Origin of the sequence: Pseudomonas sp. NPDC090592 (assembly GCF_044769185.1) — a bacterium.
GTDB lineage: Bacteria > Pseudomonadota > Gammaproteobacteria > Pseudomonadales > Pseudomonadaceae > Aquipseudomonas.
Window position 1 is genome coordinate 121,281 of record NZ_JBIVXJ010000008.1, and the last position, 13,171, is coordinate 134,451.

General features: G+C 63.4%; 11 protein-coding genes and 1 riboswitch. Of the genes, 5 read left to right on the plus strand and 6 right to left on the minus strand.

The window, feature by feature from the left end; genetic code table 11:
* Position 1: 1 nt before the first annotated feature.
* The gene (locus tag ACIQUI_RS09155) at positions 2-607 is read right to left on the minus strand and encodes a toluene tolerance protein (protein ID WP_403197342.1); all 606 of its coding nucleotides are present in this window, start codon (positions 605-607) and stop codon (positions 2-4) included.
* A 100-nt stretch (positions 608-707) separates the two neighbouring features.
* On the opposite strand from ACIQUI_RS09155, the gene ACIQUI_RS09160 reads away from it, so the two are divergent.
* The 3 genes from ACIQUI_RS09160 to hldE all read left to right on the plus strand — a co-directional run bounded on the left by ACIQUI_RS09160 (position 708) and on the right by hldE (position 5,258).
* Positions 708-1,883 (plus strand): O-antigen ligase family protein, encoded by a 1,176-nt coding sequence (locus tag ACIQUI_RS09160; protein ID WP_403197344.1) that lies wholly within the window; start codon positions 708-710, stop codon positions 1,881-1,883.
* A gap of 15 nt (positions 1,884-1,898) precedes the next feature.
* Positions 1,899-3,707: a lipid A export permease/ATP-binding protein MsbA gene (gene msbA, locus ACIQUI_RS09165; RefSeq protein ID WP_403197347.1), complete on the plus strand. Its 1,809-nt coding sequence runs from the start codon at positions 1,899-1,901 to the stop codon at positions 3,705-3,707.
* A 129-nt stretch (positions 3,708-3,836) separates the two neighbouring features.
* Positions 3,837-5,258 (plus strand): bifunctional D-glycero-beta-D-manno-heptose-7-phosphate kinase/D-glycero-beta-D-manno-heptose 1-phosphate adenylyltransferase HldE, encoded by a 1,422-nt coding sequence (gene hldE / locus ACIQUI_RS09170; RefSeq protein WP_391129575.1) that lies wholly within the window; start codon positions 3,837-3,839, stop codon positions 5,256-5,258.
* A gap of 166 nt (positions 5,259-5,424) precedes the next feature.
* Here the strand turns inward: hldE and ACIQUI_RS09175 are convergent, their stop codons facing one another.
* From ACIQUI_RS09175 to ACIQUI_RS09190, 4 genes are all read right to left on the minus strand, one after another.
* Positions 5,425-6,393, minus strand: a complete 969-nt coding sequence (locus ACIQUI_RS09175; RefSeq protein ID WP_403197350.1) for a metal ABC transporter ATPase — start codon at positions 6,391-6,393, stop codon at positions 5,425-5,427.
* A gap of 52 nt (positions 6,394-6,445) precedes the next feature.
* A complete protein-coding gene (locus tag ACIQUI_RS09180) occupies positions 6,446-7,258 on the minus strand; it encodes an aldo/keto reductase (RefSeq protein WP_403197351.1) in 813 nt (270 codons plus the stop codon).
* Entirely contained in the window at positions 7,255-8,430 is a 1,176-nt protein-coding gene (locus tag ACIQUI_RS09185; protein ID WP_403197354.1) for an NAD(P)/FAD-dependent oxidoreductase, read from the minus strand. Before ACIQUI_RS09185 ends, ACIQUI_RS09180 begins: the two co-directional genes overlap by 4 nt.
* A 192-nt stretch (positions 8,431-8,622) precedes the next feature.
* A complete protein-coding gene (locus ACIQUI_RS09190; RefSeq protein ID WP_008095055.1) occupies positions 8,623-8,955 on the minus strand; it encodes a multidrug efflux SMR transporter in 333 nt (110 codons plus the stop codon).
* Between the two features lie 87 nt (positions 8,956-9,042).
* Between ACIQUI_RS09190 and ACIQUI_RS09195 the strand changes: the two genes are divergently transcribed.
* Positions 9,043-9,933, plus strand: coding sequence for a LysR family transcriptional regulator (locus ACIQUI_RS09195; RefSeq protein WP_403197357.1), 891 nt, complete (start codon positions 9,043-9,045; stop codon positions 9,931-9,933).
* An 11-nt stretch (positions 9,934-9,944) separates the two neighbouring features.
* A complete protein-coding gene (gene waaA / locus ACIQUI_RS09200) occupies positions 9,945-11,216 on the plus strand; it encodes a lipid IV(A) 3-deoxy-D-manno-octulosonic acid transferase (RefSeq protein WP_403197359.1) in 1,272 nt (423 codons plus the stop codon).
* A gap of 114 nt (positions 11,217-11,330) precedes the next feature.
* Here the strand turns inward: waaA and ACIQUI_RS09205 are convergent, their stop codons facing one another.
* The gene (locus ACIQUI_RS09205; protein WP_403197362.1) at positions 11,331-12,764 is read right to left on the minus strand and encodes a TolC family outer membrane protein; all 1,434 of its coding nucleotides are present in this window, start codon (positions 12,762-12,764) and stop codon (positions 11,331-11,333) included.
* Positions 12,765-12,923: 159 nt separating this feature from the next.
* Positions 12,924-13,030: riboswitch (TPP riboswitch) on the plus strand.
* Positions 13,031-13,171 lie beyond the last annotated feature (141 nt).

Here is a 13,171-nt window from a genome sequence, read left to right on the forward strand (position 1 = left end):
CTCAGCGTGCCAGCAGGGCTGCCTCGAAGTCAGCAAGGGGGAACCGGTCGCCCAGGTTCTCCCGTTCGATATAGCGCACCATGTGCTGCACATTGCGACGAATCATGCGCGCCGACAACGGCGGGCGCAGGAAGCGCATGTCGGCCACATCGATCAGGCCCAGGCGCTGGTCAGGGGTGACCACCACATTGCCCAGGTGCAACGAGCGGAAGTACACCCCGCTGCGGTGCAACTGGCGGACCAGCTCGGTCAGTTGCGGGAGGAAGGTGTCCCAGCTGAAGCCCTCATCGCGCGACATTTGCAGCAGCGTGCGCCCTGGCAGCGGCCGATACAGCACGGCGGTGCGGCCAGGCAAGTCGAGCTTGTGCTGGCTGATCACTTCGAGCGTGGGGATGCCCAACTGCGCAAGGCGCGCGGCGTTATCGACGAAGCGTTGCGAGTACGGGCGCAACAAGGCAGATGAAATCAGCCGCTTCCTACGAAAAACCTTGAGGAAATTACCATCCTTGAGCAGGTAGACTTTGGCGCCATGGCTGTCTGCCTCAAGCACCTGTGCGCCTTGTGTCAGCTGATCGAAGTCGACCTGGGTGAGCCGGGAGCATTGCATGAATAGAGCCTTGTCGTCTGGCGAGCAAAATGACCGGCAATAATGCCGAAAATAATGCTGTAGCACCATGGATGGTGTCTTTGATTCATCGGGGGAAAGGATGTTGTATCAAAAAAACTGGGCACGGGCCTGGTTAGGGGTGGGTCTGGTCTGGTTCCTGGCAGCGATTGCCCTGGCGCCCAGCAACAAGGTTTATCAGCAGGGGCTGGTGTTGTTCCTGTGGCTGCCAACGCTGGTTCTGGCGTGGTCTGCCCGCGAGGTGCTGGTGCAAGCCTGGAAGCGACAGCCGGCGCTGTGGATAAGCCTGCTGCTGTTGTTGGGTTGGAGCGGGCTGAGCCTGGCCTGGTCGCCCGCCGAAGACCCGGGGCGTGAGATCAAGCGCCTGGTCTACATCCTGGTGTTCCTGTTGGCGTTCCCGCTGTTGGCCCAGCTTGGCCATGCAAGGATTCGCCAGTTGCTACTGCTTGGTAGCGCATTGCTGGCTATTGCCGCGCTGGTTTCAGTCATCCGTTTCTATGGCGTGCAAGGCATGCCGTTGCTGACCCGGCTCCAAGGCATCGGCGAGATATCGCACCCGATCCTGGGGGCATACGTCATCGGTGCAGCGGTACTGTTCCTGCTTTACGAGCCGCCCCGGCCGCGTGGCCTGCAGCTGTTGTGGCTGCTGGCACTGGCCTGTCTGGGGGCATTCGCCATGCTCAGCCAGAGCCGCGGCGCGCTCCTTGCGCTGGTGCTCACTGTCATCATGGCGCCGCTGTGGTTCCGTGACCGCCATAGCCAGGTGTTTGCCATCCTGGCGGCCATCACTACCGGGCTGGCTTTCTATGCAGTGTACGACCTGATCGCCAAGCGTGGCTCATCGTATCGGCCGGAAATCTTCCATGCCGTGGTCGACATGATTGCCGCGCACCCCTGGACCGGCCTGGGGCTGGGAGCAAGCTACGAAGTGAGCGCCGTCGGCAAGCACTTCGACCATACCCACAACATGTTCACTCATGTCGCCGTGGAAATGGGCCTGCCCGGCATGTTCCTGTGGGTAATGGTGTGGCTCTACACCTTGGGTGAAATCATTCGCGCACGCGGTACGCTGTTCGGCAAGATCCTGCTGGGCTTCTGGGTGTACTCGACCCTGGCCATGCAGTTCGATGCCGCCAGCCTCACCGGCACGCCGCGTGCCGAGTGGTTCATTAGCTGGCTACCTGTGGGCCTTGCCATGATGCTGCCATGGGGGCGTGCCGAAAATGGCGCCTGTGGTAAAATTTCCGGTTCAACCTGAACAGCGAGCTCGATAATGGCCGAAACACCGCGACCGGCGGAGCACACCTCCAGCCTGAAGATCTACTTCCGGCTGCTGGGCTATGTGAAACCCTATGTCGGCATTTTCCTGCTGAGCATTGTCGGTTTTGTGATCTTTGCCTCGACCCAGCCGATGCTGGCCGGCATTCTCAAGTATTTCGTCGATGGGCTGAGCAACCCCGAAGCGGTGTTGTTCCCCAACGTGCCCTACCTGCGCGACCTGCAACTGCTGCAGGCGGTACCGCTGCTGATCATCCTGATTGCGGCGTGGCAGGGCCTGGGTTCGTTCCTTGGCAACTACTTCCTGGCCAAGGTGTCCTTGTGCCTGGTGCATGACCTGCGTGTGGAGTTGTTCAACAAGCTGCTGGTGCTGCCTAACCGCTACTTCGACAACCACAACTCCGGGCACCTGATTTCGCGCATCACCTTCAACGTGACCATGGTTACCGGCGCTGCGACCGACGCCATCAAGGTAGTGATCCGCGAAGGCCTGACCGTGGTGTTCCTGTTCGCCTACCTGCTGTGGATGAACTGGCACCTGACCCTGGTGATGGTTGCCATCCTGCCGGTGATCGCGGTGATGGTGAGCGTGGCCAGCAAGAAATTCCGCAAGCAGAGCAAGAAGATACAGGTGGCCATGGGCGACGTGACCCACGTCGCCTCGGAAACCATCCAGGGCTACCGCGTGGTGCGCAGCTTTGGTGGCGAAGCCTACGAGGAGCAGCGCTTCAGCAAGGCCAGCCAGAGCAACACCGACAAACAGCTGCGCATGACCAAGACCGGCTCGCTGTATACGCCAATGCTGCAATTGGTGATCTACAGCGCCATGGCCGCACTGATGTTCCTGGTACTGTTCCTGCGCGGTGAGTCCACCGCTGGCGACCTGGTGGCCTACATCACTGCTGCCGGCCTGTTGCCCAAGCCGATTCGTCAGCTTTCGGAAGTCAGCTCCACGATCCAGAAGGGCCTGGCAGGTGCCGAGAGCATCTTCGAGCAGCTGGACGAAGAGCCCGAAGTGGACACCGGCACCGTCGAGAAGGAGCGGGTGCAAGGGCGCCTCGAAGTGCGCAACCTGAGCTTCACCTACCCGGGGACCGAGCGTGAAGTGCTGAGCGATATCAGCTTTGTCGCCGAGCCCGGGCAGATGATCGCCCTGGTCGGCCGCTCCGGCAGCGGCAAGTCGACGCTGGCGGCGCTGATCCCGCGCTTCTACCACCACGATCGAGGGCAGATCCTGCTGGATGGCGTGGAAATCGAGAATTACCGCCTGCGCAACTTGCGCCGCCACGTTTCCCAGGTGACCCAGCACGTCACCCTGTTCAACGACACCGTGGCCAACAACATCGCCTATGGCGACCTGGCCGGCGCCCCGCGCGCCGACATCGAGGCCGCTGCGGCCGATGCCTATGCCAAGGAGTTTGTCGACCGGTTGCCGAAAGGCTTTGATACCGATGTGGGTGAAAACGGCGTGCTGCTCTCCGGTGGCCAGCGCCAGCGCCTGGCAATCGCCCGGGCGTTGCTGAAGAATGCGCCGCTGCTGATCCTCGACGAAGCCACCTCGGCGCTGGATACCGAGTCCGAGCGGCACATCCAGGCGGCCCTGGACCATGTAATGCAGGGCCGCACCACGCTGGTGATCGCCCACCGCCTGTCGACCATCGAAAAGGCCGACCAGATCCTGGTCATGGACCAGGGCCGCCTGGTCGAGCGCGGTACCCATGCCGAGCTGCTCGCGGCCAATGGCCATTATGCCCGCCTGCATGCCATGGGGCTGGATGAGCCGGCCAAGGCCGATATCACCTGACCCTACCTGATCGGGGCCGTTGCGGCCCCGATTGTCACGGGAATTTTCCGGGGGTGATCTGGCCATAAAGCCGTCGCTTCCCCTGTGCTAATATCCTGCCCCTGTTCATTATTTCCATATGGGTTGCCCATGAAGTTGTCCATGCCGCGTTTCGATCAAGCCCCGGTACTGGTGGTCGGCGATGTCATGCTCGACCGCTACTGGCATGGCGGTACTTCGCGTATCTCGCCTGAAGCGCCAGTGCCGGTGGTGAAGGTCGATCAGATCGAGGATCGCCCCGGCGGCGCGGCCAACGTTGCCTTGAACATCGCCGCCCTGGGCGCACCGGCTTCATTGATCGGTGTCACCGGCCAGGATGAGGCCGCCGACAGCCTCGCCAACAGCCTGCAGGCTGCTGGCGTGCGCTCGGTGTTCCAGCGCATCGCGCACCAGCCGACCATCGTCAAGCTGCGGGTCATGAGCCGTCACCAGCAGCTGCTGCGTATCGATTTCGAAGAGCCGTTCGCCACCGACCCGCTGTCGCTGGGCGCGGAAGTCGACAGCCTGCTGGAAGGCGTCAAGGTGCTGGTCCTGTCTGACTACGGCAAAGGCGCACTGAAAAACCACCAGAGCCTGATCCAGGCGGCGCGGGCCAAGGGCATTCCGGTGCTGGCCGACCCCAAGGGCAAGGACTTTTCCATCTACCGCGGTGCCAGCCTGATCACCCCGAATCTCAGCGAGTTCGAGACCATCGTTGGCCGTTGTGCCGATGAGGCTGACCTGGTTGCCAAAGGCGTTCAGCTACTGCAAGACCTGGACCTGGGCGCCTTGCTGGTAACCCGCGGCGAGCACGGCATGACCCTGCTGCGCACCGGCCAGCCTGCGTTGCACCTGCCGGCGCGGGCGCGTGAAGTGTTCGATGTGACCGGTGCCGGTGATACCGTCATCTCCACCCTCGCGGCGGCCATTGCGGCTGGCGAGGACCTGCCGCACGCGGTTGCCTTGGCCAACCTGGCTGCAGGCATCGTGGTCGGCAAGCTGGGTACGGCGGCTATCAGCGCCCCCGAACTGCGCCGTGCCATCCAGCGTGAAGAAGGCTCCGAGCGCGGCGTGCTGGGCCTGGAGCAACTGCTGCTGGCCATCGATGATGCGCGGGCGCACAAAGAGAAAATCGTCTTCACCAACGGCTGCTTCGACATCCTGCACGCCGGGCATGTCACCTATCTGGAACAAGCGCGGGCTCAAGGCGATCGCCTGATCGTCGCGGTCAACGACGACGCCTCGGTCAGCCGCTTGAAAGGGCCGGGCCGGCCGATCAACAGCGTTGACCGGCGCATGGCGGTACTGGCCGGGCTGGGTGCGGTGGATTGGGTCATCAGCTTCCCTGAGGGCACGCCGGAAAACCTGCTGAGTCAGGTGAAACCGGATGTGCTGGTCAAGGGTGGCGACTATGGCATTGACCAGGTGGTGGGGGCCGACATCGTCAAGGCCTATGGCGGCACCGTGAAGGTGCTGGGGCTGGTCGAGAACAGCTCGACTACCGCCATTGTCGAGAAAATTCGCAAGAACTGATCGAGCGCCGCTCTTTCACTGGTCCGTGTAGGAGCGGCCTTGTGTCGCGAAAGGGCTGCACAGCAGCCCCAGCTATTTGTGCATTGGCGGTGGAATCCTGGGGCTGCTGCGCAGCCCTTTCGCGACACAAGGCCGCTCCTACAGGGACCACGCAGGTTTCAGAATCTTATTTGTGAAGTGAGGTACGGGCCCGCTCCAGCAACTGCCGTGCCTTGTCACTAAACCGCTGCAGGTGCGACGCCTGCACCGGCTTGCTCTCCACCAGCCCCTGCTGCTTCACCCAGTCCCTCCAGCGCACCCGCTCATCCGTCACTACCCAGCCTTCCTGCCGGGCAAAGCTTTCTGCCAGGTACAGCCCGCGCGTACTTGCCGGCACCAGCTCATCCTTCTTCAGCGTGTACAGCTCAGCCAGCGGCTGGCCGTCCTTCAGCGGCATCAGGTACAGGTCCGGCCGTTTGCGGTTGAGCCGCGCCACCAGCTGGCCGCCCTCCAGCCGCTCGTCAACGTGGAACAGGCTGAGTTTCTTGACTTCCCGGGGTACCTGCAGGCGCATGTCGTAGATCAGCTGTAGCGAAGCGGTGGGCAGGTGCACATAGGCCCTCGGCCGCTCCAGCAGCATCAGGTTACCGCAGTGTACGGGCCGGGCAGCGCCGGATTCCGGAGCCAGCAAGAAGTGCGGTGTTTCGCGATAGTGCAAGGCTGCGGCGTAGGGTACGGGCAGCCAGGTATCGTTGAAACGCCCGCCCAGCCAGCCTTCCGGGGTTTCCAGCAGGCATTCCTCAGCCACTTCCTGTACCGCCGTGTGCAACGGCAGGTTCAGTTCCTGAGCAGGTACATAGCCGGAAATCAGTTTCAGCACCACATCGCCGCGGTCTTGCCGGCGCTGGCGTACCAGTACCCAGTAATCGCGGTTCTGCCAATGCAGGGTAAGGCGCACCGACACACCCAGGTTGGCCAGTTCGACCACGAAGCGCTGCGTGTCGGGCAGCTGGATAGCCTTGCGCCGCTGCTGGGTCTGGGCAAAGTTCAGCGGCATGCCGATGCTCTGGTAGATCAGCCCTTCGGGGGTGGCTTCAACATGCAGTGGCAGTGTCTTGAAGTTGCTCGGGTTCTTGCGGATCAGCGTTCGCGCCACGAGGCTCCTCCTTGCGTCGGGTCATTCGCCTGGCCCTTGGGCCGGGGGCAACTCAGTGCTGGCCCAAAATACGGGCGACGGTGGCCACGTTGTGGGCCAGGTGCAGCGGGTTGATGGTGCCGACGATAGCACTGCTGACGCCCGGGTGGGCGAACAACAGCTCGAAGCTGGCTTGCACAGGGTCAACGCCCGGTGCCAGGCAGACATGCCCACTGGCCAGGGCCTTCTTTACCAGGATGGCCTTGCCATGTTCGGCAGCGTAGTCCAGCACCGGGCGTTCTGCCTGCTCGTTGAGGTTGTAGGTGACCATGGCGCAGTCGCCCTGCTCCAGTGCCTTCAGGCCGCCGGCCACGGTCTTGCCAGACAGGCCGAAGCCGAGGATCTTGCCCTCCTGCTTCAGCGCCGCCAGGGTCTGGTAGACCTCCTGCTGCTCAAGAATCGCCAGGTCGTTGCCGTCGGAATGCACCAGCACCAGTTCGATGCGGTCGGTTTCCAGGCGGCGCAGGCTGCGCTCCACCGAGCGGCGGGTGTGGGCGGCAGTGAAGTCGAAGTGCGACTGGCCGTTGTCGAATTCCTCACCGACCTTGCTGACGATTACCCACTCATCACGTTGGCCGCGCAGCAACGGGCCGAGGCGTTCTTCGCTGCGGCCATAGGCCGGAGCGGTGTCGATGAGGTTGATGCCCAGCTCGCGGGCCTGGGCCAGTAGCAGGCGGGCTTCGTCGTCGCCGGGGATGGTAAAGCCGGTGGGGTACTTCACACCTTGGTCGCGACCCAGCTTGACCGTGCCCAGGCCCAGCGGTGAAACCTTGAAACCGGTGCTGCCCAACGGGCGGTGGAAGTCATGCAGGGTAGGCAGGCTCATGGCAGCAGTTGCTCCCAGGCCGGCACGCCAAGTGGCGGGCGTGGCAGGCCAGCCAGGTCGGCTTGGGCCTGTGGGCGAATACCGTCGCGCTCCAGGTGGCTGATGACCCGGTCGCTGAAGTCTGGCGCCAGCGCCAGCTTGGTTGGCCAGCCGACCAGCAAGCGATCCTGGTCGGCAAGGAAGGCGTTGTCCGGGCGCACCAGGCCTGATTGTGCAGGTTCAGCGCGGTCCACCCGCAGGGTGGCCCAGCGCACCTGGCTTTGGTCGACCCATGGCAGCAGGCTGGCGATTTCCTTTTGTGCTGCGGCAATCTGCGCGGCCGGCTCGCGGGCGACGCCATCGGCTTCGGCCAGGTCGCCACCCAGATACCAGACCCATTGGCCATCGGCGGCCGGGTGGGTAGTGACGGTCACCCGCGGCTTGGGCCCGCCGCCCAGGCAGTGGGCATACAGTGGTTTGAGGTTGGCGCCCTTGGCCATGACCATGTGCAGCGGCCGTGTTTGCATGGCTGGCTGGTTCAGGCCCAGGGCGTGCAGCAGGCCCTCGGTGCCAGCGCCAGCGCTAAGCACGACGCGCTGGGCACGGATGTCGCGGCCATCGACGCGCAGGCCGACCAGTTCGTCATTTTCGCGCAGCGGCTCGATGCGTTCCCCGGCCAGCAGGCTGTCGCCTGCCAGTTCAGCCAGGTTGGCCAGCAAGGTGGGCACGTCGATGACCAGCTCGGCCAGGCGGTAGACCTTGCCCTTGAAGGCACGGTCTTGCAGGGCCGGCGGCAGTTGCTCGCCCTTCACCTGGTCGACCCGGCCACGCACGGCCTTGCTGGCGAAGAAGCTGGTGAGGTTGCCGGCCAGGGTGCCGGGCGACCACAGGTAGTGGGCATCGGATAGCAGGCGGGTGCCGGCAAGATCCAGCTCGCCGCTGCCGCTCAAGGCTTCGCGCCAGCGGCGCGGCATGTCGGCAATGGCTTCCGAGGCGCCGGTCAGCGCACCGTGCAGGGCGTATTTGGTGCCGCCATGGATAATGCCCTGGGACTTGATGGTCTGCTCACCGCCAAGGCTGGCGCGCTCCACCAGCACTGTCGAATACCCCATGCGGCGCAGGCGTGCATTGAGCCAGAGGCCTGCGACCCCGGCGCCGACGATCAGCACGTCAGTGGAAATGGCAGATGGCATGGCGGTACCTCGAAGACTGGGACAGCTGGCAAGTATACAGGGTCGGGCAAAAGGGGGCTGCTATGCAGCCCATCGCGACACAAGGCCGCTCCCACAGGAAACGTGCAAATCCTGAAGCCTACGCGGTTCCCTGTGGGAGCGGCCTTGCGTCGCGATGGGCCGCAAAGCGGCCCCAAGATCCAGAGGCCAACATCAATGCCCAGCCGTCTTCGAAAACAGTTGAATCACCACCACCCCGCCCACGATCATGGCCATGCCCAGCATCGCCGGCACATCCAGCTTCTGCCCGTAGATCACCAGCGCCGCCACACTGATCAGCACAATCCCCAGCCCCGACCAGATTGCATAGGCGATCCCCACGGGAATGCTGCGTACCACCAGGGTCAGCATCCAGAACGCGATCCCATAGCCAACGACCATCAGCAGCAACGGCAAAGGCGTGCTCAGGCCTTTCACCGCTTTCATCGAGGCGGTGGCGATCACTTCGGCGCAGATGGCGATGGCGAGGTAGGTGTAGGCATTCATGGCGGGATTCTCCGGTAACTGGTCGGGCATTCTAGACGTTACGTAGATGGGGTAAAGTCATTACCTATCAATAAGGGAGATAGGTCGATGGCCGAGCAGTGGAATCTGGAACAGCTGCGTACTTTCCTGCGTGTCGCTGAACTGCGCTCGTTCTCCGCCGTGGCACGTGAGCAGCACAAGGCGCAGTCGGCTATCAGCAGCGCAATTGCCATGCTGGAAACTGACTTGGGTGTCACCTTGTTCGAGCGCAGCAGTGGCCGGCAACCCAAGCTGACCGAAAACGGTAGTGCGTTGCTGGAGGACGCCCGTGAGCTGCTGCGCCAGTGCGAGCGCCTGAATGGCCGCGCCCTGGCACTGATGCGCGGGCAAGAGGCCTTGCTGCGGGTGGCCCAGGACGAAGCCATGCCTTACCAGCCAGTGATCGACAGCCTGGACGAACTGGCCAGTCGCTTTCCATTTCTGCAAGTGCAACTGGCCAGTGGCGCTCAAGGGGATGTGGCGCGCAAGCTGGTGGAGCGGCGCGCCGACCTGGGCCTGTTCTTCCACCACGAAAGCATGCCGGCATCGCTGGAGCGGCGCGCCCTGGGCAGCGTGGAAATGGTTACGGTGTGCGCAGTCGGCCACCCGCTGGCCGGCGAAAGGCGGGTCACCCTGCAGCAACTGGCACGTCACCGGCAACTGCTCATCACCCCGCAGCAAAGCGGCTACCCCGGCGGCGAGGCGGTCAGCCCGCAGGTGTGGCGTGCCGACAGCTTCTACGCCATGGCCGAGTTGCTGATGCGCGGCCTGGGCTGGGCCTGGTTGCCGCGGCACGTGGTGCAGTATCCGACTTACCAGGCGCATATGGTCGAACTGGACAGCGAGTGGCGGCCACCGGCGTTGGTGGCGGAACTGGCCTGGCGCCGCGACGAACCCCTGGGGCCTGCTGCGCAGTGGCTGGCCGAGCGCTTTGCAGTGCACCTGCGTGCGATCGGGTAAACTCCGCCGCCATGAACAGAACTCTCTATACCTTGCTGTTTCACCTGGGCCTGCCGCTGGTTGCGCTGCGCCTGTACCTGCGCGCGCGCAAGGCGCCGGCCTATGGCCAGCGTATCGGCGAGCGCTTTGCGTTCAAGCTGCCAGTCATGCGCCAAGGTGGCATCTGGGTGCATGCGGTGTCTGTGGGCGAGAGCATCGCCGCCGCGCCAATGGTGCGGGCCTTGCTCAAGGCCTACCCGCAATTGCCGATCACGCTTACCTGCATGACGCCGACCGGTGCCGAGCGCATTCGCGCCATGTTCGCCGACGAACCACGTGTGCAGCATTGCTACCTGCCTTATGACCTGCCATGGGCCGCTGGGCGTTTTCTAGACCATGTGCAGCCCAAGCTGGGGATCATCATGGAAACCGAGCTGTGGCCCAATCACATCCACCAGTGTGCCAAGCGCGGTATTCCGGTGGCGCTGGCCAATGCGCGATTGTCCGAGCGCTCGGCCCGTGGTTATGGGCGTTTTGCCAAGCTGACCCGGCCGATGCTGGCAGAGATGAGCCTGATTGCCGTGCAAACGCAAACCGAGGCGCAGCGCTTCCGCGATCTGGGGGCGCGTCCTGAGTGCGTGCAAGTCACCGGTTCGATCAAGTTCGACCTGAAGATCGATGAGCAACTGCTACCCCGTGCCAAGGCATTGCGTGCGCAGTGGGGGGCGCAGCAGCGCCCGGTGTGGATTGCGGCCAGCACCCATGAAGGTGAGGACGCGTTGATCCTGCAGGCGCACCGGCAGTTGTTGCAGGTGCATGGTGATGCCTTGCTGATCCTGGTACCGCGCCACCCCGAACGCTTCAACGCGGTGCATGCGCTTTGCAGCGAACAGTTCACGACCGTGCGCCGCTCTGCTGGCGCCCCTGTTGATGCGCAGACGCAGGTACTGCTTGGCGACACCATGGGCGAGTTGCTGTTCCTTTACGCCTTGGCCGACATTGCCTTTGTCGGCGGCAGCCTGGTGGCAACCGGTGGTCACAACCCGCTGGAGCCGGCGGCGCTGGCGCTGCCGGTGATCATGGGGCCGCATGTGTTCAACTTCCTCGAAATCAGCGCAATGTTGCGTGATGCGGGGGCGTTGCAGCAGGTGGACGATGCCGACGGGCTGGCCGGGGAAGTGCGGCGGTTGGTCGAGTTGCCGCAGGATGCGCAGCGCATGGGCGAGGCGGGCAGGGCGGTGATGCGGGCCAATCAGGGGGCGTTGCAGCGCTTGCTCGATGGCCTGGCTGCGCTAATCCGCTGATAGTTGCGTTGGCTTCTTCGCGGGCTCGCCCGCTCCCACAGGATTGATGCAGGGTTCGAGGGCTGCGCAATCCCTGTGGGAGCGGGCGAGCCCGCGAAGAAGCCAAAACCTATCTCAGGGCCTACGCTCAAAGTTCTTGGCGGCAGCAGCAGCCAAATCCGGCGGCAGGAAGTCCTTGTCCGGGTTGTAGTCCGGCTTGAGGTAACGCTTGAGGTCCGTCAGGTCCTGCGGGCTCAAGGTCCCTGCCGCCTGCTTCAGGCTCAGGTTGTCGAGGATGTAGTCATAGCGGCTGTTGTTGTAATCCCTCACCGAGGTGTACAGCTGGCGCTGGGCATCAAGCACGTCAACGATGTTACGGGTACCGACCTGGTAGCCGATTTCAGTGGCCTCCAGCGCACTCTGGTTGGAGATGATCGACTGCTTGCGTGCCTGTACCTGTTCCACGTCGGTGTTCACCGCGCGGTGCAGGTTGCGGGTGTTTTCCACCACCTGGCGGCGCAGGCTTTCGCGCTGTTGTTCGCTCTGGCTCAGGCGCTGGTAGGCCTCACGTACCTGCGAGCTGGTCAGCCCGCCGCTGTAGATCGGAATGTTCAGTTGCAGGCCAACGCTGGTCTGTTCGACATCGCCGCTGTAGCGCACGCCCAATTGCGAAGGGTTGGTAAAGCCGAGGCTGTCGTTGTCCCCCTTCTGGTACTTGGCCACTGCATCCAGGGTCGGGGCATGACCGGCCTTGCGCTGGCGCAGGGTTTCTTCGGCGGCAGAAACCGAATAGTTGGTGGCCAGCAGGTTGAGGTTCTGGCGCCCGGCGGTTTCGACCCAGGCCTTGGCGTCGTTGGGGGTAGGCACCTGCACGGGCAGGGTATGCACCACGCCTTGAATCGAGGTGTACTCACGGTTGGTCAGGGTGACCAGCGCTTCAAAGGCGTCCTGCACCTGGCGCTCGGCAATGATCCGGTTGGCCCGGGCCGTGTCGTAGCTGGCCTGGGATTGCAGCACGTCGGTCTTGTCCGACAGGCCCACATCGAAACGCTCGTTGGACTGGTCCAGCTGGCGCTTGAACGCCGCTTCTTCGGCCTTGGTAGCGGCCAGGTTGTCCTGGGCGCGCAGCACGGCGAAGTAGTTCTGTGCAGTCTGCAGGATCAGGTTCTGTTCAGTGGCCGACAGCTCCAGCGCGGCCTGCTCGTTGACTGCCTCGGCTGCCTGCAACTGGAACCATCGGTCAGCGCGGAAGATTGGCTGGGCCAGGGTCGCGCTCCATGAGTTACCGCTGCGGTTGGAGGTGATGGAGGGCTCGTCGAGCTTGGTGCGGGTGTTCATCATTTCGGCGCCAGCCGACAGGTTGGGCAACAGCCCGGCGCGGGCCTGGGGTACCACTTCGCGGCGGGCGCCATAATCGGCGCGGGCAGCCGCCAGGTCGGCGTTGTTGTCCACCGCCTCCTGATAGACGCTGACCAGGTCGGTTTTCACTGTTGGGGGCATGTCCGCTGCCCAGACCACTCCGTTGGACGCACAAGACACGGCTATCGCCAGTGAGAGTTTGCGCAGCATAGAGGCAATCCTTGTACGAAAGTAATTACTGAACTGTTGAGTATCGAGCGACGGGCCAGTGTAGTGCCATGCGCCCCCGGCAACAATCGCCTGGTGTGCCTTTCATCAATCGCGCATTTACCCGCTTGGCTTTGCCGACCACTCCAGCTTAGACTGCGCATGTTCTTGTCGGGGTGCCTTGAAGCAAAGGCTGAGATCGCAGAGGTGCGGATCCCGTTGAACCTGATCAGGTTAGCGCCTGCGTAGGGAACAAGATTGCTCGCCTTCCCGGGGAGCCTCTTGTGCCAGGTCCGGGAATGTCGCAGCTGCATGCAGCTTCAGGCACCCCCATATCCGGCACTGCACCCGTCAAGGGGTGCGTCCGCGTCTTTCAGGTTCTCCCCCGACATTCCACTGCTAGGAAGCCG

Excerpts from the sequence above, each read along its gene's own strand:
- ACIQUI_RS09185 (WP_403197354.1), bottom strand. The coding sequence starts at position 8,430 with ATGCCATCTGCCATTTCCACTGACGTGCTGATCGTCGGCGCCGGGGTC.
- msbA (WP_403197347.1), top strand. The coding sequence starts at position 1,899 with ATGGCCGAAACACCGCGACCGGCGGAGCACACCTCCAGCCTGAAGATC.
- ACIQUI_RS09160 (WP_403197344.1), top strand. The coding sequence starts at position 708 with ATGTTGTATCAAAAAAACTGGGCACGGGCCTGGTTAGGGGTGGGTCTG.
- waaA (WP_403197359.1), top strand. The coding sequence starts at position 9,945 with ATGAACAGAACTCTCTATACCTTGCTGTTTCACCTGGGCCTGCCGCTG.
- ACIQUI_RS09180 (WP_403197351.1), bottom strand. The coding sequence starts at position 7,258 with ATGAGCCTGCCTACCCTGCATGACTTCCACCGCCCGTTGGGCAGCACC.
- ACIQUI_RS09195 (WP_403197357.1), top strand. The coding sequence starts at position 9,043 with ATGGCCGAGCAGTGGAATCTGGAACAGCTGCGTACTTTCCTGCGTGTC.
- hldE (WP_391129575.1), top strand. The coding sequence starts at position 3,837 with ATGAAGTTGTCCATGCCGCGTTTCGATCAAGCCCCGGTACTGGTGGTC.
- ACIQUI_RS09190 (WP_008095055.1), bottom strand. The coding sequence starts at position 8,955 with ATGAATGCCTACACCTACCTCGCCATCGCCATCTGCGCCGAAGTGATC.
- ACIQUI_RS09205 (WP_403197362.1), bottom strand. The coding sequence starts at position 12,764 with ATGCTGCGCAAACTCTCACTGGCGATAGCCGTGTCTTGTGCGTCCAAC.
- ACIQUI_RS09155 (WP_403197342.1), bottom strand. The coding sequence starts at position 607 with ATGCAATGCTCCCGGCTCACCCAGGTCGACTTCGATCAGCTGACACAA.